Consider the following 21,905-nt stretch of genomic DNA (forward strand, 5'->3'; position numbering starts at 1 on the left):
CCTAATGGCTTGCGGCCGTCGCCCCCATTTCGTTTACCTGTCGGAACACGTCAAACCGATCCATCGAGAATGGCGCAATCAGCTCCGGTACTTTTCCACCTGAGGCCACCAATTCGGCCATGGTTTTTCCGCAAATCGGTGTCGACTTAAATCCCCATGTTCCCCACCCTGCGTCCAAGTAGTAGTTCTCGACTGGGCTCAACCCCATGATCGGGCTATAATCGCTGGTCATATCTGTCGTGCCTGCCCACTGTCGAAGCAACTTGAAATTCGCCATGAATGGAAACATTTCAATAGCACTCGCTATCAGGCTCTCTTTGAGATCCAGCGTCGATCGGGTGTTATAAAGCGGATAAGGATCAGACCCACCACCAAAGACAATTTCTCCGCGGCCGGTTTGTTGAACGTAGCAATGCAGTGCGGAAGAGCTGACGAGAGGATTAAGGAACGGTTTAACGGGGGTGGTGACCATGGCTTGAAGTGGGTAACTGGTGAGGGGCATGCGAAAGCCCGCCATCCCGGCAACAATCGAGCTATGCCCGGCGACGGCCTGCACCACACAACCGCACCCAACGGTGCCCCGGTTGGTTTCAACAGAGACGACCTTCCCGTTCGAAGTATTAACACCTGTCACTTCCGTTAACTGGTGCAGCTCTACGCCACGTTGGGTTGCACCTTTTGCGTATCCCCAAGCTACGGCATCATGCCTTGCAGTCGCGCCATCAATATGCCAAAGCCCCGCCAGGATGGGCATATCGGCAGGGTTCATGTTCAAGGTAGGTACCAATTCGCGTATTTGCTGCGGATCGATCAGCTCAGTTCTACCGCCAAAATGTTTATTGACTTCCGTACGCTGCCGGAACGAGCGAACGGTGGCATCAGTGTGAGCCAGAGTCAGTTGTCCGCGGGAGGAGTACATGATGTTGAAGTCAAACTCGTTGGAGAGATTCTGGAATAATTTGACGGACTCACTGTAGAACTTAACGCCTTCTGAGGTTAAGTAGTTAGAGCGGATAACGGCGGTGTTCCTTGCCGTGTTCCCGCCACCCAAATAGCCCTTTTCGAGAATCGCAACATCAGTGATACCGTGATATTTGGCAAGGTAATAGGCAGTAGCAACGCCATGTCCACCACCACCAATAATCACTACGTCGTAGTGATGCTTTAGATTGCTGGGAACCGGTAAGTCCGCATCCTTCTCAAAGGGATAGTCATTCGTCAGACCATATTTTAAAAGCGAAAAAGGCACAGCAGACTCCTTTCTTAACGTGCTTTGACAACAGGCTGTTTGACGCCTCGTTGTTTGGCTGCGACCAGTGTATTTTTGATAAGGCAAGCGATGGTCATAGGGCCAATGCCTCCCGGGACAGGGGTTATTGCTTTGCAGATATCAGCGACATCCGCAAAGTTAACGTCTCCGACCAGCTTGCGTTTTCCGTCTTTTTCAATGGCGTTGATGCCGACATCCAAAACCACTGCACCGGGTTTGACCCAAGCACTATCCAACAACTCGGGGACACCGACAGCAGCAACGAGAATATCGGCTTGTTTGCAGAGACTGGCAGCATCTACCGTTTTTGAATGCACCACGGTGACAGTGCAATTGGCTTGGAGCAGCATGCTCGCCATGGGCTTGCCCACGATATTGGATCGGCCCACGACAACGGCATGTTTCCCCGACAAGTCGCCAACTTCCCTTTTCAGAATTTCAAGGCAACCTAACGGTGTGCAAGGGACAAGATGCGCCTGCCCAGTAGCCAGTTGCCCGACATTCATGGGGTGAAAGCCATCTACGTCTTTTTCAGGCGTGATCAGGTTGATAATGCGCTCTTCTGAAAGGTGTGCTGGTAAAGGGAGTTGAACGAGAATGCCATCGATATCATCACGCTCATTCAGCTCGGTCACAATGTCATCAAGCGCCTGTTGGGAGCATGACGCGTCCAAATGAGTAATCACCGAATGCAATCCCGCTTTTTCAGCGGTTCGGATTTTGTTACGAACATAAATCGCACTGGCAGGATCTTCTCCCACCAGCACTACCGCTAACCCAGGACGCTGATATCCAAGCGCAGTCCTGGTTTTCACTTCCTCAGCCATCTCCTCAACCAAGCGCTCTGCAAGCTGACGACCATCAATAACATTCAAAGACACAATCACCTCTGCTGACTATTGAAAGACAACGGTTTTGTTACCGTACATGAACACACGATGTTCCAGATGAAGCCTGACAGCCTGTGCGAGTGCGATGGTTTCCGTATCCCGGCCAACCGCCACCAGTCTGTCTGAAGAATAAGTATGGCCCACAGGCTGAACACTCTGCTGAATGATTGGGCCTTCATCGAGATCAGAGGTGACGTAGTGCGCCGTAGCACCAATCAGCTTTACCCCGCGAGCATGTGCCTGATGATAAGGCTTGGCACCTTTAAAACTTGGCAAGAATGAATGATGGATATTGATGGCTTTGCCGTGAAGTTTTTTACAGAGATCGTCTGAGAGGATCTGCATGTAACGAGCAAGGATAACGAGCTCAGTGTCTGTCTCTTGAATGACATCCAGAAGCGCAGCTTCCTGTCTCGGCTTGTTTTCAGCGTTGATAGGTAGCCAGATAAAACGAATACCGGCTCGCTCAACAATTGGTCGCAGATCTTTATGATTGGAAACGACGGCGGTCACCTCCATTGGCAACTCGCCATTTTCATGTCTGTATAGAAGGTCCTTCAAACAATGATCGAACTTACTCACCATGATGAGCACGCGCATAGGCTTTTCGACATCAAAGAATTCCCAGTCCATATGGAATCGACTGACTTGTTCTTCAAACCCTTCCCTGATCATCTCCAGATCGACATCCGGAGATTCAATCCGACACACGGCACGCATAAAGAAATTGCCATTTTCTTCGTCATCAAACTGATGCAGCTCGGAGATATAGCAGCTAAGACCCGCCAGATAGGAAGTGACTGCCGCAAGAATCCCACTCGATGCATCACACGTTGCCTTAAGAATAAACTCCTTTGACTCTTGCATGTTCCATCCTGTTGGTTGCTTTACGTACTTGTCGATTTGATATGTGAATTGTCATTAAATTGACAGTACGGATGGACAAGAAAACAAATTAAACACATATTTTATTCATATTTGAATTTTTCATTTACATGCGAGGAAAAGATGAGCAAAGCGGACTATCAAGTTCAGTCCTTGGCAAAGGGATTGGAAATCATTGAACTGTTCGATGCAGAGCACCGAATTCTCAGCACCAATGACTTTGCTGAGCGTTTGGGTGTCAGTCAGTCGTCTATCTACCGAATCGTCCAAACTTTGTTGGATAAAAACTACCTACGAAAAGTTGCCAGAAACGCATATACATTGGGGCCCCAGGTCGTTTCGAGGGGATTTTCTTTTTTGGCCGGGCAGGGTTTGGTCGACATTGCGGCCCCTCACCTCAAAAAGCTGAGAGATGACACCAGTATCTCTTGTCATTTGGCCATTAGGGATGGTCTGGAAACGCTATACGTATATCGTGCACAAGCCTCGCAGCGGTTGTCAGTCAATATTCCTTTGGGAACCAGATTGCCTTGCCATACCAATGCAATGGGTCGGATTTTGCTCCAGCAACTGAGCGACATTGAGCTCAGTGCCGTCTACCAATCGATTCATCTGGATATGTACCCTAAGCCCCACCCCCAGACTTTTCCAGAACTGAAGCACTTACTCGCCAAAGAAAAGAAACAGGGTTTTGCCTTGAATCGCTCTGATAACGCAACAGCCATTGCCGCGCCCATCACTGATTATCTGGGTAACATCATTGCAGCCATCAACATTTCAGGTGCAGAGCAAATTATGGATAAGCGGCACCAATTCGAAGCAGCCAAAGAAAGTTTACTCAATACTGCCAAAACCATTTCCTACGAAGCACCTGCTTGACCTCGTTTGAAAGCTAAAGCTTAAAACGTCTTCCTCCGAGTAAGCAGAATCCTGCCACTTCATGTTGCTTGGGTATACCAGTAGGCAGTGACTTTTCAATCATCGAGTCAGCTAGCGTAGAGAAGTAAAAGAGTATATCTATCTCAATAAAAATAGACGTTTATAGTGCATCTCTAGTTCAGATCTTTCATGATATTGAACAGACATGAACCATCTCATAAAAATGAGCCTATGAGTTTGATTGAATCGCCACCCAGTGAAGTCACTGATGAAGATATTGATAGACTAGATTTCCTCCTTAAGGACATCGACTCTGACATAGCACTGTCTATGGCCTATGTCAGACGAGTACATCAAGTCTCATTCAAGAACTTAAAGAGTAAGTTTATCGGTATCAATGTCGACACACTTCAAAAGTACATGCAGCCCTCTTATCAAGGTCACCGTCCCCTTCATGTTGTTGCTGCATTCAGCTGGATGATGATGGTACCCATGACTGCCTTTTACTATGGTCTGAGATTGAGAGAGTATTACCGTGGTATGGAAGACGCATCAATTGAAGCATTAATAAGAACTGGAAAGATACCTTTGTGTCAGTTTAATGCTGTCCTGACCATTATTACCCAACTTTATTCAGAACAAGACAAAAAGGAGTTTGATGTATTTCGCTCTGAGCTTGAAGGGATAAAAGAATATCAGGGTATAAACTACGACAGCCTTCTCCCGCCAGAAAGGTTGGATCTTGAGGTATTTGGAGAAGATTACTATCGATCACTGGCTATCAATCTAAAACAGTTTAGAACTGCGTTCTCTATTTCAACTGAGACAATGTGCAGAGTTCTTGGCATATCGCAATACCAATACCAAATACTCGAAAATGAAAATAAGCCAGTTGCTTTCTCAGTTGCTGTTGGATTCAGGGGAAAACTTGGGTTCAAGTTGAATTCCCATGCAAGCTTCACCTCCGAAATGACTTCTTTCCCTCAATTTCACCACCTCCGTGTTGCTCAGCACGTTCGCGACACACTTATCGTTGAAGCGATGAGACGGTTAAATAGCAAACAAAAGAAACATGTCTCTCAAATTCTATTCTCCTTATCAAAACTTTACATATAAGACTGTGATTTCAAAGATTTGATTGAAAATAGTCAACGTAAAATACGCAACAAATTACGTTGACCATTATTCTTAATCTTCTGATAATTATGCTGACAATTTATGTAGGGATTTTTCTACATTAACCGCAGAGGAAGCGAGTAGTATAAGTGCCGTAGCCACAATTTCAGGATGCTCCAAGTGAGCCAAGTGATCTGAGTTTTTTATCTCCATGTATTGGCTGTTTGGCAGTTGTTCGCAGAACGCTTTGGCTATTTTTGTTGTGACATAAGGATCATGCTCAGCAGCACAAACAATTGCCGGAACTGTGATTTTTTTAATGTTGCTCGGTTTGTGAACAAGTAGTCTAATTGAGTTATCAAAAAACATACTGATACGCGTTTCATCAAGGTTTGCGATATTCTTTGCCATTGCTTTTTTGATGACTTTAGATCGGGGAATATTTTGATCATCAGCAGTGAGTGAGTCGATAAACGTGTCAGCAAATTCACGTTTACTTTGCATTGCTGCGGCAATCATTCTCTTTGTAGCGGCAATACCTGATTTTGGAATACCAGGAACACCGCCACAAATACTAAGAGACTTAACACCTCTCCATATGCAACATAATTCCGTAGCAATAGCAGTTGCGTATGAGAAACCAATAATATGTGCAGCTCGTATATCCATATAATTAATGAAATCAAGCAACATTTGGCTTTGCTCTTGAATTGAAACAGATACGCCTAATGGCTCAGCGTAACCTGTTCCGGGAATCTCTAACGTAATACATGTAAGTGTCTTTGAGAAACTCTCAGAATAGAACCTCACACTTTCAATATCTTGCAGTGCGCCAAGTAAAAATATAGCGACTTGCTCAGTGGATTTATTTTCAGTCATTGAGTAGCGGTACAGTTTGCTGTTTAGAATTACGTGTTTCATCTTTAATACCTCATAAAAAACGAGGTAAAACTATATCCGCTTACAACTGACAAGATCACTGTACAATATATCGTTCTGTATATGTTTTTCTTTTAACTATTAAAGTGAGATTAATAGGAGATAACGTGAGTAAAGCAATGTCAAACGTCACAATGGCGCAGAGGGTTAAGATAGCAAGGGCAGAGTCGGGTAAAACCCAGGTAGAAATGGCTCGTTTGTTGTGTATAGCCAGACAAACATATTTGGACCTGGAGACAGGAAAGACTGAACCTAGAGTGTCTACACTCAAGGACATTGCAGCTATTACTAATTTTCCGCTTCTTTGGTTCTTTGACGAAGTAGAGGAAGATCTAGACCATCAGAGGACGCAGCATAGTCAGGATGTAGTAGATTTTCTGAAAGTCGTTTCCAGACTCCCTGACAACTCAAGAAAAGAATTTCTACAAACCAGTAAACAGCTTGCAACATGTATGGTAAACCTTGTAGAAGGTGAGTGAGTTATATATTTGAAAGAAAAGTAACCTATTCACCTAGCTTAGTTAATACACCTTAAGCATCTGAAATTTGAAGAATTTATTGCTTCTAAAAGCTCCCCTAAAATCTATCGTCTATTCCCGAATAATCTGGAAATGCTTCCCTGAGACGCATCATTCTCTGGCTCAAGATCACCTTTCTACGCGTTTAACCTCTTAATACCACTCGACTTTTTGTCGCCTTTATACCCAAACAACCTGAAGATACTCGCATTCAGAGGTCATCAATGCGTTCAATTCGAGGCAAATTTCGCGAGGAATAGTCGTTCTATTTCCGTGGAATTTAACGATGAAGTGGGCGCATTGAAGGCCTCCCTTCGGGCGAGTTGACTGACGTCGTGCTCTTTGTTGTTCTTTTTTGATGGAGGTGACGACACCTACAAAGGAACGCCGCGAACACAACGCCAGTCAAACTCGCTGAATCCTGCATCTTCAGGTTATTTGATGAGATAGCTGTTAGGAAAAATCCCTTTTTCAGCAGGAAGCGACGGAACCCCACAAAGGAAATGTTGCTTCCGCCCTCTATAAACAACCGTGCTAATTCATTGTTTTTATTAGCACTAATCAATGGCATACATCTTGCGATTTGTTGTTCATACAAAAACGCATTGACCTGATGCACAGGGAGCAAACCCATGAGTTCGTTAGACCCAATCACAATGGCAACGCAGTTGGCGACCTTTGACGTTCAACCTTTCCAGATGCGTTACCAAATGCAGGCTGATAAGTATCAAGCGCAAATTGCTGCACTGGGCAAAGTGGATTCGGCACTGCGAGATTTCCGCAATGCAGTGAACGACATGAACAGCACGGGCAGCAGCATCATCAAGAACACCGCAACCACCACGCAGGATGGTTTTTTTTCCGCGAGTGCGGATGCCAATGCGCTGAGTGGTAGCTACCAGATTTTTGTTGAGCAGATTGCGTCTGCGCATCAGGCTTCAGCGGGCATGCCAGCGGACATGGATGCCAACACTGAAATCCCCACCACTGGTGAACTCACCTTCACCGTAAACGGAGAACAAATGGTGATTGACCTCTCCACTGTTGATACCGACGGTGATGGAAAGGCCACCATGGGCGATTTGGTCAAAGCCATCAACAACAGCACCAATCCGGGTGTGAATGCCACGCCGGTTCGCTCGAATGGCCAAACCCACCTGATGCTTTCATCCACAGAAACAGGCGCGGCAAACCGTGTTGAAGTCAGTGCGACGGGCACCGGTGCCACCTGGTTTGAAGATGGCTTTGCCAACCTCAACACAATCACAGAGCCGAAAGACGCAGTCATTTGGCTGGGCGCGCAGAACTCTGGCCTCAAGCTGACCAATGCCAGCAACACCTTTGAAGGGGTGATTGATGGCGTAGATATCACGGTCACGAAAGCGCAAACCACCGGAGATGCGGCGATTGGCTTGAATGTCGGTGTAGATGCTGAATCAACCAAAGAGCAGGCCAACAAGTTCATTGAGGCCTACAACACGCTGATCACGACGCTGGATGAGCACACAGCGTTGGGCGGTGAAGATCAAAAACGTGGCGCATTAGCCAACGACCCAACACTCCGTTCTATCGAAAGCCAGCTATCCGGCACTCTGCGTAGCGATTTCAACGGCATGCGATTGGCTGATGTAGGTATCAGCATTAACCGTGAAGGCAAGATGGAGCTGTATAACGACAAGTTCACCGAAGCCCAGAAGAATAACAGTGCTGCCCTAGAGCAGATGTTTAACGGCAAAGGCAACCTGCTCGATTCAATCGACTCTATGATGGAGCCCTACCTGAAGTTTTCTTCCGGCTTGCTCAGCTCTCGCAAAGAGTCGCTGCAAAGCAACATCGACCGCATTGACGATAAGCAAGCCCAACTCGAGCGCAAGTACGACATGGCGTACGACCGCTACCTAAAACAATTTACCCAGATGAACAACATCATGACCCAGATGAACCAAACCATGTCGATGTTTGGTTAGGAGAACTTTTTATGCTTATGGACTCTGGTTATGACTCTTATCAGCAAGTGGACTTGGACGCACAGGCCGCTTCCGCTTCCCCTCACCAGTTGGTGGTGATGCTGATTGATGGCCTGTTGGATGAGGTGGAACGCACTCGCGGCCACATTACTGCTGGCCGACTGGCGCAAAAAGGCACCAGCATCAGCAAATGTATGAACATTTTGATTGGCCTCGATAGCGCGCTGGATGATGAGAAAGGCGGTGAAGTCGCAGAAAACCTCCACCAGCTTTACGACTTCTGCCAAATGGAGCTTTACCAGGCGAGCCTGAATAACGACGTGGACAAACTCACCAACGTTGAACGCGTAATGGGCAATATTCGTGAAGGATGGATGAATTTTGGCCAGCAATCCTAGCGTTACCGGCGCGCTGATACGGCAGATAACAAAGCGAACCCAGAAAGCCGTCGAATTAAAAGACTGGCAAGCGCTAAAGCAGCTGGATCTTAAAGTGAGGGAGATACTGAAAAATCACCCAGAATGCCTTAAGGATCCGGCGTTACGACCTGAGTTTGATCGCCTCAAAGCGACTTATCAACGTGCATCTCGAACCTTAAACGAAGCCATTAACACGACAAAAGTAGAGTTGGAATCCATCCAGTCCCAACAAGAGCGTGCCAAAGCTTACCAAACCACAATGACTATGGATTTTTGATGATAACTTCGACGTCATTGACACAAACGCCTGCCCTGAAAGCAGATAGCGTTGGAGAGAGCCAAGTTCGCATACACGCGGCGGTTGGCGTTAACCCGCAGTCAGGATCAACGCATGCCTTTCTTTTAGGTCAGGCCTTGCCGACATTCACCGATGAGGCTAAAAGCCTTGATGAACTCGCCGAGTCAATTGCAGGTTTAAATACGGCAGAGCTCGCTCTTTTGGACCCAATTAACCCAACACTCAGCCAAACACCAAAGCAGATGGCCGAATTTGGTATGCCTCTGCAAACGGATAACGGAGGAGAAAGAGCCTTCAAGAGCGATATTCGTGGTCTAGCCCGTGTAGAAGCCAGCCTAATTGATTCACGAACAACCCAAACCTTGCAACAACCAATGCTGAGCCAGGCAGACGCGATCAAACCTGGCCAAATTTCATTGGCAGGATTAGAACCCTCAGCGCAACAAAACTTGCAGCAGGTACTTAACAATCTGCCTCAAATAGGTGTGAGCACTTCAGCTCAAGCGAACTTTAATCCGGCAACAAACGCGTCACCTTCGATTGCTGTAAGCCCGGAGTGGGCAACCGTAAAAGTCGACACATCACAGAGTAAATGGGGTGAGCAGATGATGCAGGTCCTGCAGGATCGCGTCACCCTTCAGGCCCAACAAAACATGCAGGAAGCACGTATTCGCCTCGACCCACCAGATCTCGGCAAGCTTGATTTACTCGTACGCGTTGAAGGGGACCGCCTGAGTGTGAATATCAACGCGAATACTGTCGCTACCCGTGAAGCTTTGGTTCAGATTTCTGAGCGCCTTCGCGCCGAACTCCAGAACCAGAACTTTGTGCATGTAGACGTGAATGTCGGTGACGGTGAAAGCGGCAGTTCCCGCCAATCCCATGCTGATGACGATCTCCATATTTTCGCAGCCCGCGATATTCATAACGAGCCTCACTCTTCAACCGATTACGGCGACCATTGGCTCAACACCCAAGCCTGATCACTCCACAAGGAAATAGTCATGACAAAACAACAACTACTCGTCTTTTCTGGCGCCATGATTGTCACCAGCGCACTGGTTTCGGCAGGCACTGTGATGGGTGGACTTTGGTACATGCAAAACCAGCCGAAAACAGAAACGGTTAAACAGCCATTGTTTGAGAAGTTCTCACTCCCTTTCCTGTTTGAGCAGGATGAGCCACAAAATGGCCCTAGCTTCCATGAGCTCGAGAAGATCGTGCTCTCTGTGAAGGGCAATCGCCAAACACACTTTGTGATGCTGGAACTCGCGGTCGAAACCCGTCATCCCGATCGTATCGCGAGCATTGACGACTATATGCCCGTGGTCCAAAACGCCCTGCTCAGACTTTTCGCTAACAAGCACTATGACGACCTGCAGCAAGATGGCGCGATCGATACGCTACAAAAAGAGGTGAAAGACACCCTGCTCTTAGCCTTTGCAAAAACAGATCTGGTGCGTGATATAGACGATGTGCTGCTGACCAAATACGTGGTTCAGTAAGGAGCGCTCATGTTGGATATGACCTACCAAGAAGGGTATGCCGAGCCGGAGGTCGCCAGTGTACCGGCACAACCTGTCGACGAGAACAAACTGCTCCAACTGCACCAGATTTTGGTCAAGCGCGTGGTTAACCAACTGCGCGCCCATTCCAATACCCATTGCAGCATCGAAGACATGCAGCAAATCGGACTGATTGGCCTTTTGGAAGCAGGAAGACGCTACGGCAATATTGACGACCCACAATTCCCAGCATTTGCGGTATGCCGTATCCGCGGGGCCATTCTGGATGAGCTTCGCCGTCTGGATTGGCGTTCACGAAAAACCCGCCAGCAGGCACATGAACTCAATGATGTTACGCGTGATCTGACCCGGGCACTCGGCAGGCCACCGACGGATGCGGAGATCATTAAAGCACTGGGAACCGATGAGAAGGACTACCATGCCCGGCTGAATGCGTCGCTCGCCGGGGAAATGCAGAGCTTGGATCAGCTTTTAGAAAACGGCGCGGATGGCCAATTTGATTCTCACTACGACGTCACGGTACACGAGCAAAACCGCATGTGTCTGGAAGCAGCACTCAGCCGGCTTTCCAAGCGCGATCAACTGCTGCTGACCCTTTTCTATCAACACGACCTCAACCTGCACGAAATCGCGCTGGTACTGGATTTAACACCACCACGCATTTGCCAGTTACACAAACAGGCACTGAAGCAACTCAACCACTTTCTGTCTGAATAGGATCACTGAATCCAGGAGTCTAGGATGCAAAAACTATTAGGAGCCATCATTGTTTTGGTGGGTGTATTTGGCGGCTACGTGATGGCAGGCGGTAAACTCGGTGCCATCTGGCAGCCAGCTGAATTTATGATCATCATAGGAGCAGCTTTGGGCTCGCTGATCATCGGTAACCCGCCTCAAGTATTGAAAGAAATGCGTATACAGTTTATGCGTGTTTTGCGTCGTCCGCGCAACGAGCAGGAATATTACATGGAGCTGATGGCACTGCTTCAGGTCCTGCTGGAAACCGTGCGTAGCGGTGGTTTCAAATCCCTTGACCGCCATATTGAAAACCCCTCTGAAAGTACACTTTTCAACCGCTACTCCTTGGTTGCTCAAGATTATCGTCTCGTTTCTTTTATTACAGACAATTTACGTTTAATGGCGATGGGACAAATGTCGCCTCATGAATTAGAGGGACTGCTCGAACAGGAAATCGATGCCATTGAAACAGACCTGCTTTTGCCTTCGCGTTCAATGCAGCGCACTGCAGAAGCCCTGCCAGGTTTCGGTATTCTCGCAGCAGTTGGCGGCATCATCATCACTATGAGTGCCATTGACGGTTCCATCGCAATGATTGGCTATCACGTTGCTGCCGCCCTCGTAGGTACATTTTTGGGGATCTTCGGCTGTTACTGCTGTCTGGACCCCGCCAGTAATGCCATGGCTCAACGCGTGAAACGCGAAATGTCGGCTTATGAATGCGTACGCGCCACTCTGGTTGCCTACGTTGCCAAAAAGCCGACTTTGCTTGCGATTGACGCTGGCCGTAAACACATTCAGCTGGACATTAAACCCACCTTTAACCAAATGGAGAAGTGGCTGGCTGAACAGGAGGGATAATGCAAAGACAAGAACATGTGGTATTCAAGCGCGCCAAACATAAAGGGCACGACGAACACCATGGCGGTGCATGGAAGGTCGCTTTTGCGGATTTCATGATTGCGCTGATGGCCCTGTTTCTTGTGTTATGGGTGATGCAGGTCGTCGATAAAGAGGAGCGTAAAGCCATCATGGCAAACCTCCACAGTGCCAGCGTATTCGACAAAAGCTTCGGCAACCCGTTTGACTCTTCGCAGAGCATTTCTCCCATTGATTTGGCATCGGACTCTTCGGTGCCAAGCCAACATAATTCCAATCATACCGTAAGCTCTTTCTTTCAGGGCGATGGTGATGGCCCTGAAACCGATTCTCTGATCCACGGTACCTTCGACAGTCAGGAACGCTTAACCGTTCTTGCTGAGCTAATTGAAGAAATGGCGCGTCAGGTGAACGCCTCTGGCAACGTCAATGTGATTGTCACGCCGCAAGGACTTCGCATTGTGCTTCAAGACGATTTTAAGCAGCACATGTTTAGCCGCGGTGGCACAGAACTCATGCCCTTCTTTGAAGATTTGCTGCTGGCACTGGCTCCAGTTTTCCACCAAGTTGAGAACCCACTGATCATTAGTGGCCATACTGACGCCACCCAGTTTAAAAAAAGCCTTCAGTACTACATCGAACTGGGATCTTTCTTCCCGCCGCGCGAACCGCGCCCATCAAACCTTGGTGGCAGGCGGTATGCCGGATTCCCGAGTCCTACAAGTGACCGGTATGTCTGACCGTGCACTATTGAACAGCAGTGATCCTGAATCAGCGGAAAACCGCCGCATCGAGCTGTTTATCCTAACCACGCCTGCAGCAGAAGTGATATCAACCCTGTTCGGACGCGAGTCAAAAAGCGCACTGGACGGCGCCAAGGAAAAAGCAGACTTTAATCAGCCTGTCATTCGTCATGACATGATTAACTACGAAGTCCACGCCACCAAAGCATCACAAACCCAGGCTTCTCTTCGGGACTTGTAACCGCTTCATGTCGGGAGACGAGCTGAATTCATGCTGTAGAGATTCAGTCCCGACATGCTTTTTCCATTCAAATCAATAGTTCGAGTTCGTTATGCACACTGACGCGCCTAAAAAAGATACGGTGAAAAAAGCCTTTCTATGGCTGGTCGTGTTTGATTACGTCCTTTTGGCGCTATTTTTGTCCCAGCTTTCCAACCTTACGCTAAATGGAGGCATCTTCATCAGTACGCTCTTGATGCTGTATAACCTTCTACTGTCAGGACTCTGCTTTCAGCGCACATCGCATCAGGACAGCTATATCATCTACCCTACTATCTCAGCCACCATGCTGGCGTTCGTCTGCTTCCTATATTTCTTCTTTTTAGTGTGACGGTACTGATACCCAAACAACCTGTAGATACTCAATATTAAGACCGTATAGGTTTGAAGGGTTTGGGGTATATGCCCAATTTAAACTGTCTTCCTCCTGTGACGTAAGCGCCAATAGCCGCATTCCACCTTGAATATCAGCGGGCTCTGAACACAAAATTAAAACACAGCACCGTTATTATCTCTCCTACTCACTGCATTGCTAAGGGGCCACTATGCTGCGTTTATTTACCATTGAATCTGGCGCGATAACTGAAATACCGATAGGCGAAGGTGCCGATCTCAAACAGTTAGTCGGTCAGGCAAAGTGGATAGACGCTCACGACCCCACCGACACCGAACGTGAATTAGTCAGCTCTCTGCTAAGAATTGATTTACCAGAATCTGACGATGTAGAAGAGATTGAAACCTCAGCACGTTACTTCACGGATAAAAGCGGCCTGCATGTTCACTCCCTGTTTCTCTCTAAAAGCGAAGGACGACACACCACAGTTACTGTCGCCTGCATCTTGCAGAGTGAGCGATTGATTACGATACGTGATGGCGATGTTGCCGATTTTCGGTTGTTAAGGCTTCGTGCCCGTCGTCGCCAGGTACGTTGTAAAGACGTTGAAACCTTGCTGGTGACCTTGCTTGAGCAGAAGGTCGAAAACCATGCGGATACCCTGGAAGACCTACATCGGGAGTTGGAAAAAGTCAGTCATGCTGTGTTGGAAGATGACGATTCTGACTTGGAAGAAAGTATAGAGCAGTTGGCAAAGCTTGAAGACAGTAACGGGAAAGTACGCCTTTGTTTGATGGACAACCAGCGTGCGATTTCTTTCCTACTTCGTCATTTACAAAGCCGCAATGAACACCGTGAAACTCTGCATGAAATCGGCCGTGACATCGATGCATTGATGTCCCATACCACTTTCCTCTTCGACAAGATCAACTTCTTGATGGATTCAACTCAGGGCTTTATCAACATTGAGCAAAACCAGATTATCAAGATCTTTTCGATCGCCGCCGTTGTTTTCCTGCCCCCGACAGTAGTGGCCAGTGTATATGGAATGAACTTCCAGTTTATGCCCGAGCTGGAATGGAAATATGGCTTCCCCTTCGCGATCACCTTAATGATAGCTTCCGGGGTCGCTCCTCTGGTTTATTTTAAGAAGAAGGGGTGGTTATGAGGCGCACTCATTTACCTTCTTCTGTCGATAGCTGAGGATCATGCCTCTCTAAAAACTTCTGATTTTCACGGCGTATATCCGCGGAGATGTCATCATACAAAAATGGCAAGAACACGTATCGAGACCCAGAAATCACGGGCTTTGCTTCGTGCAAAAGCGAGCAGGAAAATACGCATGCACCTCCTGCTGGAACCACATATTTTTGCTGACCAAATTCCGGGAAGCAAAGTTCTCCTCCCTCATAACCACCTGTATTCAGGTTGATGGAGACTGCGAACTTCCGGTGAGCAGTGCCTTTCGTTGTGTTATCTCGATGTGGCCTGAAGTGACCCGAACTTTCTGCGTCGTAACACGCCACCAGATAGCGTTCGATACGTGTGGCATTGAATTGAAAAGCCTTTTTGATTTCAGGCAGCAAACGGTATCGGATTCTCATCAGACAAGCGTTCCTGAGATCAGCATCCTGGATTAACTCATCACTTCTGCTCTTGTGAGCACGGTTGTGTACTTCCACAGTTTTACCATCCAGCTCCTGCATAAAGCCAGATGGCTTACCGCCTCTTTCATCATAGTATTTGATAAGCGCCTGACAAAAATCAGGTTCAAATATACGCGGAACTATCAGCACGGGTGCAGGAACATCCGATATCCTGCCCTTCTTAATCGGAGGAAGCGTCGAGAGAACTTCAAGCACTTTGGCTAGGTGGGTTTCCCCATAACTTTTGGAGGTGATAGCGATATTGGCAACGACACGCAATCGTTCGTCCAAGATGAAAGTTTGCGCCTTTACCTTTCCTGCTTCATAAAGAGCCCCAAACTTGGCTGCCACCGACATATCGAAATCCTGCAGAAGAGACATCGCAAATGTAAGATCCTCAAAAAGCGCTTCAGAATCATCGTTCGAGTCACTTGTTACACCCAAAAATCTATAAGAATGCATATTGAACGTGTCTTCGAATTCAAAGAAGGCGTCTATTGTACGGCGAATTTGAGGCAATCGAAGTGAACCGAGAAAGCTCAGAACAACATAATTCCCCGCAACGGTATGAAACCTAAACCTCGGGTTTTTAGGTGATTGGCATTCAAACCAGGGGACTGGTTCACCGATCCTTAGCTTGTTCATTTACTGCTCCAAGCAACTCATTCAAAAGCGGTTTAGCATCAGGTGCGCTACCGCATACTTGGGCACAAGAATATAAGTAATTTAGTCTCAAGTCCGCCTCACAAATAAGATGAAAAATGAAACTGTTTTACTAAGAAAGTGACTTGATTGGCAGGTTTGACTCTCAATCACCTCAACAACCCCACCACGCTATGCCTTTTCACATTTGCTTGTGCATTCAGTGCTTCAAATGTCTTACCAAATTTGCCTGAAGATGACTGAAACTGCTCTAGGCGGGTATTCACTTCCTCTATTGAAAGCGCGGGTTTGGTTTGATGGAGGTTGTTTATCTGGCTGGACAGTTCTCCATGAAATTGGCGGGCTTGATCAAGACCGGTATGGACTTGCTGCAAGTGCTGATTGATCTTACTGATGGTGTTTTTGATACCTTCACGACTGCTGAGATCAAAGCCAAGTTCTGCAATGCCTTCAGGATCAGGCGTTAAGGTCAGGGTGTTAGGTTGACCCGCGGGGAACCGATAACCTTGGCCTGTCACCATCACTTTCTGCTGCATCTGGCGGTAGGAAGACTCTTGGGTTTCAAACAGGATTGAACCATCTTCACCCAAGGAAGCGCGCATACCGAGAGGAATAAGGCTTCTATCGAGCATCTTCAGGGTAGATTGTCCGTCGGATTGACCATCAAATTGAATCATCACTGATTGACCTTGCGGGAAGTCGAGACGAATTTGCTCTGCTCTTTCTGGAAGACGGTTGATATTCAAGCCAGGGATAGAAAATCGGCGGATATCCGCGCTATCGAGACGGACACGAAGCTCATTATCTACCACTTTTTTACCATCAAATCGCGCTTGGTGAAGGATGGTTTCGATGTTTTGTTTACTTTTAGCCAGGGTTTCCTTTAACCCCGGAATATTTTGGGCTCCGTAGGAAAGTGCCTGCATTAACCCGCTCTTCATCTGGCTAAGTTCCTTGCCAACAAGTTGTAAAGACTTGGCAGCGATTTGAACAGATGTCGCTTGCTGCTGACCTTGTGCCAACAGCATCTTAGAAACAGAATAGGCTGACGTAGTGTCAGCCTTTACCAAAGTGTATTTCGGGGTTGCAATACTGCCTTGATCCGGTGAGCGTGACGGGGTGATGGCTGTCTGCTCATGACTGGTTAGACGAATGCCATGAGGTCTCACCTCTACCTTACGCATTGCCATACATTGCTTTCCTAAATTCGGTCGAACAGATTCAGATCGTTAATTTTTACGTAGCTCGCCTGCGTGGCTTGCAGCGCTGCGAGGTAATTGCTCAGGCGCACCGATGCTTCGCCATAGTCGAGCGCAGAAATGTCGCTGTTGACCTTGTCGACAAACAGTTTTTTTTCGCTGTGCGTGCTGTCCATCAAATCCAGGTTATTCAGACTTCCACCGATTTCTGTCATTGCACCCAGCACATTACTGGATGTTGCATCAATGGCACTCAGGGTTGATTCCACCTGATTCTCGAAATTCGCCGTGGGATTTTTGAACTCAGTGATCAAGGCATCAAGCTGGTTCAGCACATTATCACTACCACCGAGCTCGACGATGTCTTTTGCTGTCATGTTTGATTCCATGGTCACGCCTTTTGCTACCGTCACCACACGCTTATCACTGTTCCCATCAACCACATACGCACCACTAATATTGGAGAGCGAAGGCTTGTCGGTTTGTGTGCCGGAGAAAAGATAATGCCCCTCTTCATCCTGAGCATTAAAGGAAGACACAATGGAATCTCGCAGACTTTCCAGCTCAGTGATCATGCCGGCACGGTCTTCGTCTGTGAGAGTGCCGTTTGCCCCCCATAACACCAGATCACGCATCTCTTTCAGGCTATCGTTCACTGAGTCCAAATACACTTCCTGACTAGACAACGTCGTTTTCACGTTCGCTATGTTGGTCTGATACTGGGAAATCGCGGCGCCTTCACGCTCGAGGTTAAGCAATTTGATAGACGCCATCGGGTCGTCAGACAGCTTGGTCAGGCGGTTACTTGTCGCCATTTGTTGAAGCACTTCACCGAGACCTGAGTTATTTACCTGCAGGCTTTGCAGCATCATCTGGCTGAATTGGGTATCACTGACTCGCATGATGACTTTCCTTAAAAGAGTTGCAACACAGACTGGAACAGGTCGTTCGCGGTACTGATGACTTTCATGTTGGCGTTATGGGCATTGGCAAACATCATCAGATTGCCTGCTTCCTCGTCCTTCGATACTGCGCTGAGATTATCGCGCTGCGCTAATGCCTGCTTGTTCATGGCGGCCTTTGCCTCGAAATCCGCTTCTGACTGACGTGCTTTAATCGCGGTTTCACCCACCATGGCAGTGAAGGCATCATTCAGCGAGAGGTTACCAAAACCGGAGATAGCGACCGGCTTGGTGCTGATATCAATCAGGTTTTTCAGTACGTCACTGTTACCCGGCGTGCCGTCGCTGGAAAATGCCAGCTCTTCAGCCTTGATATCTGTGATGGTGAGACTGGCTGCCGGATTGGATGGATCGTAGATAAACAGTGGCTTGCCGTCGTTCCCGTTCAAGTCCTTACCCGTCGCCAATACCGCATTAAATTCGTCTGCCAATGCTTTTGCCATGTCATTGATAGCAAGTTGATTGGGTTTTAATACATCATTTTGGTAGTCATTGAGTGCGCCAAGCTCACCCCCCACCGATCCTTTGATCGCGAAGCTCTGATGACCAAATTCCACGTTGAGCGTCGCCATGTACGCATCATCAGGATCCGGAACCACTTTCAACTGTCCATAATCGCCGCTCATGACCAAAGGCTGGCCTGACGCCAATGTCACCTGCACGGTACCGTCCGCCTGATCAGTCGTTTTTACTTCCATCACTTTAGAAAGTTCACCAATCAGCATGTCGCGGGTATCCATGAGCCGGGCTGGATTGCCGCCTGCTCCTTGCATCTCGGTGATTTGCTGATTCACTGCGGCGATATTGCTAAGCAGACTGTTAGTATGAGACACCGCCGCAGTACGCTGGTCGTGCATATCCTTGTGTTGGTTATGCATGGCATCATTGAGAGCATTAAAGCGACGCGAAATCGCTTCGGCTTCATTGATAATTTGCTGACGAAGTGGCTGGGACTCAGGCTTGGTCGTTGCATCATTCAGCGCCGCAAAGACGGAATCTAGACCTGCTGAGAGACTGAAACCATCGGCACCCAAGGTGTTTTCCAAATGACTCATGTTGGTTGTATAGCGGGCAGCGTAGGCTGCCGTGCTGCTGGTCGACCAAAGTTGCTTCACCAAAAATCCATCTGTGACACGGCGAATGCTGGTGACTTCCACCCCCATTCCCGCTTCAAAAGCGTTGTGCTTTGAGCCACCCACCGAGACCATGATCGCCTGCTGACGGCTGTAGCCTGGGGTGTTCACGTTTGCCACATTCTGCGCGGTCACTTCGAGCCCCACGCGGTTAGCATTGAGGCCAGACATAGCGATATTCACGAGGTTCATTTACAGCTCCAATCTTCTTATCAGCGGCTGTGAGAAAGCAGTTGTCGTCACCACTTCATTGCGCTGTTTATTCTGAGAGGCGACCTCATCGTTTGCTTTGTTAACGCTGCTGCAGCGGCTAAAACCAGGAGAAACATGAGCTTGTGACCTTGCTTCCGCTTTGATCACGCAATGTTCATCGTTCGCAGCATCAAAGGTTGACAGAAGATTGACCACTGACTCAGAAACTGATTTTTTCGGCTCTGGTGCCTGTGGGGAAACCTGTGAAGTCATGGGTGCGGCTGGTACTGAAGGACTCAACTGCTTCACCAGCATGTCTGCAATACCTGCATTTTGGTTTCTTGCCATTTCAATCGCCAACTGCCCGTCATGCATATCGCGGAACACGCCATATTGCTGACTTGAAAAAGGACTGTCCTCATCCGCCAGTACATCGCTGCTGCTGCGCATCTGCCTGAGCACCAGTTGCAGAAACATGGCTTCGAATTGTCCGGCGACTTCTTTCAATGCACCTTGCTGATCGCTGCTGTGGCGGATTTTTGCCAGCGCGCTGTTATCGTGATAAAGCATTGCGCTCATTTGCGCTTGCTCCCGCATTCCATCTAGGTTCATGTCAGCTCCTTAAATCACGACCAGTTCTGCATTCAGTGCTCCAGCTTCGGAGAGCGCCTGAAGAATCGACATCAAGTCTGTTGGTGTCGCACCAAGACTGTTTACCGCACTGACGATGGTGTTGAGATCCGTCCCCGGAGGCCAAATCACCATCTGCGCTTTGTCTTCGTTGATATCGATCTCTGAGTTATCAACGGTCACTGTCTCACCATCAGCAAAGGCATTTGGCTGACTCACCTGCTGGGTTTCTGAAATCGTGACGGTGAGGTTGCCGTGACTGACAGCCGCTTCACCGACTTTCACGTTTTTACCAATCACCACAGTACCGGTTCGGGAGTTGAAGACCACACGTGCGGGCTTACGCCCTTCTTCCACGCTCATTTCTTCCAGCATGGAAAGCATGATGACACGTTGCTGCGTATCTTCCGGAGCACGCATTTCGATGCGGGCATTGTTGATGGCCATCGCCACATCCGGACCAAACGTCGTGTTGATTTCGCGGGCGATGTTTTTCGCTGTCGTAAAACTGGCTTTGCGAAGATTCAGGGTGATGGTGTCGCGCTCATTAAAATCAGTCGGGATCTCACGCTCCAGCGTGGCACCGTTCGGGATCCGCCCTGTGGTCGGTGTGTTTACTGTAGTTTTAGATCCACTGCGACCTTCTGCAGTGACGCCACCTACCACAACGTTACCCTGTGCGACGGCATAAACGTCACCATCAATACCGCGAAGTGGGGTCAAAAGTAATGTTCCCCCACGCAGGCTTTTAGCATCACCAATCGACGAAACCACGATATCGATGGTTTGCCCCGGCCCCACATTCGGATCTACCATGGCAGTGACGGACACTGATGCCACATTACGCAATTTCGGGTCAGTATTGGCATCAATCTGCACGCCAAACTGTCGCAGCATGTTGGTAATAGACTGGGAGGTGAATTTCACCTGATTACGGTCACCTTGACCGTCCAGACCCACAACTAAGCCGTATCCCACCAGCTGGTTCTGGCGAATACCCTGGATATCGACCAAATCCATGATGGGGATTTTCACTTCTGCCTGCGCCATCGCGGAAACCCCCAGCGAAAATGCCAACAGCAGTGATGAAAAAATTGTTTTACCTTGCTTCATTAGAACGGCACCCATGGAGAATTGAAGAATTGCGTCAGCCAGCCCGACGCGTTGCTGTCCGCAAGTGCGCCACGGCCGGCGTACGTGATACGGGCATCGCCTATACGCTGGGAGGAAATCTGGTTGCTGCGGTTGATATCATCAACGCGGACGATACCGGTCAGGCGAATAAACTCATCGCCTTGATTCAGGCGCAGCCATTTTTCGCCGTTGATGCGAAGCACACCATTCGGCAGTACTTCATGCACTGTCACCGTAATCGCGCCCTGAAGCTTGTTACCTTGTGAGCTGGAAGCACTGCCATCGAACGAGCGGTCTGCATCGATACTGACCGCTGCACCTTCAATGGTATTGGTGCCTAGAACCGGAGCAGCAAAGCCAACACCAGAACGCTTTCCATAACGGGTGTCGGCCTTTTTCTGCGAGTTGGTTTCTTCTGATAACATCACAGTCAGGATATCGCCCACACGGTACGCACGGCGATCCTGGAACAGTGTCATGGTGTATTGGTGTCGATAAAGGCTGCCATCCTTTGCTTCCGGCAGCGAATAATCCAGCACAGGCGGCGCGTATGCTTCCTCATCCGGTTTTGGCGGCGTGAACTCCTGCCTTCCTGCACATCCCGCCAGCACCAAAAGTGCTAGCACCCAGCTTCTCGCAAGCCACTTCATCGCCCCTTCCTTCAT

The 21,905-nt window shown here is 48.4% G+C and carries 23 protein-coding genes and 1 pseudogene; 13 read left to right on the forward strand and 11 right to left on the reverse strand.

Annotated elements, in window-relative coordinates:
- Nucleotide 1: 1 nt before the first annotated feature.
- From VP504_RS04640 to purU, 3 genes are all read right to left on the reverse strand, one after another.
- The gene (locus VP504_RS04640) at nt 2-1,249 is read right to left on the reverse strand and encodes an FAD-dependent oxidoreductase (RefSeq protein WP_325893174.1); all 1,248 of its coding nucleotides are present in this window, start codon (nt 1,247-1,249) and stop codon (nt 2-4) included.
- Nucleotides 1,250-1,263: 14 nt separating this feature from the next.
- On the reverse strand, nt 1,264-2,097 hold the full coding sequence (gene folD / locus VP504_RS04645; RefSeq protein WP_442788908.1) for a bifunctional methylenetetrahydrofolate dehydrogenase/methenyltetrahydrofolate cyclohydrolase FolD: 834 nt from the start codon (nt 2,095-2,097) through the stop codon (nt 1,264-1,266).
- 69 nt (nt 2,098-2,166) lie between these two features.
- On the reverse strand, nt 2,167-3,027 hold the full coding sequence (gene purU / locus VP504_RS04650; protein WP_325893176.1) for a formyltetrahydrofolate deformylase: 861 nt from the start codon (nt 3,025-3,027) through the stop codon (nt 2,167-2,169).
- Nucleotides 3,028-3,168: 141 nt separating this feature from the next.
- Here purU and VP504_RS04655 point away from each other — a divergent pair, with 141 nt between their 5' ends.
- Both VP504_RS04655 and VP504_RS04660 read left to right on the forward strand, forming a co-directional pair.
- Nucleotides 3,169-3,924 (forward strand): IclR family transcriptional regulator, encoded by a 756-nt coding sequence (locus VP504_RS04655; RefSeq protein WP_325893177.1) that lies wholly within the window; start codon nt 3,169-3,171, stop codon nt 3,922-3,924.
- A gap of 231 nt (nt 3,925-4,155) precedes the next feature.
- On the forward strand, nt 4,156-5,040 hold the full coding sequence (locus VP504_RS04660) for a hypothetical protein (protein ID WP_325893178.1): 885 nt from the start codon (nt 4,156-4,158) through the stop codon (nt 5,038-5,040).
- Between the two features lie 87 nt (nt 5,041-5,127).
- Here VP504_RS04660 and VP504_RS04665 read toward each other — a convergent pair whose 3' ends face one another.
- Entirely contained in the window at nt 5,128-5,961 is an 834-nt protein-coding gene (locus VP504_RS04665) for an alpha/beta fold hydrolase (protein ID WP_325893179.1), read from the reverse strand.
- Nucleotides 5,962-6,086: 125 nt separating this feature from the next.
- Here VP504_RS04665 and VP504_RS04670 point away from each other — a divergent pair, with 125 nt between their 5' ends.
- The 11 genes and pseudogenes from VP504_RS04670 (at nt 6,087) to corA (ending at nt 14,849) form a co-directional block, all read left to right on the forward strand.
- Complete coding sequence (locus tag VP504_RS04670; RefSeq protein WP_325893180.1) at nt 6,087-6,458, forward strand: helix-turn-helix transcriptional regulator; 372 nt, start codon at nt 6,087-6,089, stop codon at nt 6,456-6,458.
- 671 nt (nt 6,459-7,129) lie between these two features.
- A complete protein-coding gene (gene fliD / locus VP504_RS04675) occupies nt 7,130-8,464 on the forward strand; it encodes a flagellar filament capping protein FliD (protein WP_325893181.1) in 1,335 nt (444 codons plus the stop codon).
- A gap of 11 nt (nt 8,465-8,475) precedes the next feature.
- Entirely contained in the window at nt 8,476-8,862 is a 387-nt protein-coding gene (gene fliS / locus VP504_RS04680) for a flagellar export chaperone FliS (protein WP_325893182.1), read from the forward strand.
- On the forward strand, nt 8,846-9,160 hold the full coding sequence (locus tag VP504_RS04685; RefSeq protein ID WP_325893183.1) for a hypothetical protein: 315 nt from the start codon (nt 8,846-8,848) through the stop codon (nt 9,158-9,160). Before fliS ends, VP504_RS04685 begins: the two co-directional genes overlap by 17 nt.
- On the forward strand, nt 9,160-10,164 hold the full coding sequence (locus VP504_RS04690) for a flagellar hook-length control protein FliK (protein WP_325893184.1): 1,005 nt from the start codon (nt 9,160-9,162) through the stop codon (nt 10,162-10,164). Before VP504_RS04685 ends, VP504_RS04690 begins: the two co-directional genes overlap by 1 nt.
- Before the next feature lie 21 nt (nt 10,165-10,185).
- Complete coding sequence (locus VP504_RS04695) at nt 10,186-10,686, forward strand: flagellar basal body-associated FliL family protein (RefSeq protein WP_325893185.1); 501 nt, start codon at nt 10,186-10,188, stop codon at nt 10,684-10,686.
- Nucleotides 10,687-10,695: 9 nt separating this feature from the next.
- Nucleotides 10,696-11,424, forward strand: coding sequence for a FliA/WhiG family RNA polymerase sigma factor (locus VP504_RS04700; protein ID WP_325893186.1), 729 nt, complete (start codon nt 10,696-10,698; stop codon nt 11,422-11,424).
- Between the two features lie 24 nt (nt 11,425-11,448).
- Nucleotides 11,449-12,306, forward strand: a complete 858-nt coding sequence (gene motA / locus VP504_RS04705) for a flagellar motor stator protein MotA (protein ID WP_325893187.1) — start codon at nt 11,449-11,451, stop codon at nt 12,304-12,306.
- Nucleotides 12,306-13,308 (forward strand): annotated as a pseudogene (locus VP504_RS04710) (flagellar motor protein MotB). Before motA ends, VP504_RS04710 begins: the two are co-directional and overlap by 1 nt.
- Before the next feature lie 91 nt (nt 13,309-13,399).
- Nucleotides 13,400-13,678 carry a hypothetical protein gene (locus VP504_RS04715; protein ID WP_325893188.1) on the forward strand — a complete coding sequence of 93 codons (279 nt, stop codon included), beginning with the start codon at nt 13,400-13,402 and terminating at the stop codon, nt 13,676-13,678.
- Between the two features lie 214 nt (nt 13,679-13,892).
- The gene (gene corA / locus VP504_RS04720; protein WP_325893189.1) at nt 13,893-14,849 is read left to right on the forward strand and encodes a magnesium/cobalt transporter CorA; all 957 of its coding nucleotides are present in this window, start codon (nt 13,893-13,895) and stop codon (nt 14,847-14,849) included.
- 7 nt (nt 14,850-14,856) lie between these two features.
- On the opposite strand, the gene VP504_RS04725 is transcribed toward corA, so the two are convergent.
- The 7 genes from VP504_RS04725 to flgH all read right to left on the reverse strand — a co-directional run bounded on the left by VP504_RS04725 (nt 14,857) and on the right by flgH (nt 21,890).
- Entirely contained in the window at nt 14,857-15,972 is a 1,116-nt protein-coding gene (locus VP504_RS04725; RefSeq protein ID WP_325893190.1) for a redoxin domain-containing protein, read from the reverse strand.
- Between the two features lie 167 nt (nt 15,973-16,139).
- Entirely contained in the window at nt 16,140-17,180 is a 1,041-nt protein-coding gene (locus VP504_RS04730) for a flagellin (RefSeq protein WP_325893191.1), read from the reverse strand.
- An 11-nt stretch (nt 17,181-17,191) separates the two neighbouring features.
- On the reverse strand, nt 17,192-18,091 hold the full coding sequence (flgL, locus tag VP504_RS04735) for a flagellar hook-associated protein FlgL (RefSeq protein WP_325893192.1): 900 nt from the start codon (nt 18,089-18,091) through the stop codon (nt 17,192-17,194).
- An 11-nt stretch (nt 18,092-18,102) separates the two neighbouring features.
- Entirely contained in the window at nt 18,103-19,476 is a 1,374-nt protein-coding gene (gene flgK, locus VP504_RS04740; RefSeq protein WP_325893193.1) for a flagellar hook-associated protein FlgK, read from the reverse strand.
- On the reverse strand, nt 19,477-20,088 hold the full coding sequence (locus VP504_RS04745) for a rod-binding protein (protein WP_325893194.1): 612 nt from the start codon (nt 20,086-20,088) through the stop codon (nt 19,477-19,479). It abuts the gene before it with no gap.
- A gap of 9 nt (nt 20,089-20,097) precedes the next feature.
- On the reverse strand, nt 20,098-21,219 hold the full coding sequence (locus VP504_RS04750) for a flagellar basal body P-ring protein FlgI (RefSeq protein WP_325893195.1): 1,122 nt from the start codon (nt 21,217-21,219) through the stop codon (nt 20,098-20,100).
- The gene (gene flgH / locus VP504_RS04755) at nt 21,219-21,890 is read right to left on the reverse strand and encodes a flagellar basal body L-ring protein FlgH (protein WP_325893196.1); all 672 of its coding nucleotides are present in this window, start codon (nt 21,888-21,890) and stop codon (nt 21,219-21,221) included. The genes VP504_RS04750 and flgH overlap by 1 nt, the downstream gene beginning before the upstream one ends.
- Nucleotides 21,891-21,905: the final 15 nt, after the last annotated feature.

Origin of the sequence: Grimontia sp. NTOU-MAR1, assembly GCF_035758505.1 — a bacterium.
In the GTDB taxonomy this organism is placed as follows: domain Bacteria; phylum Pseudomonadota; class Gammaproteobacteria; order Enterobacterales; family Vibrionaceae; genus Enterovibrio; species Enterovibrio marinus.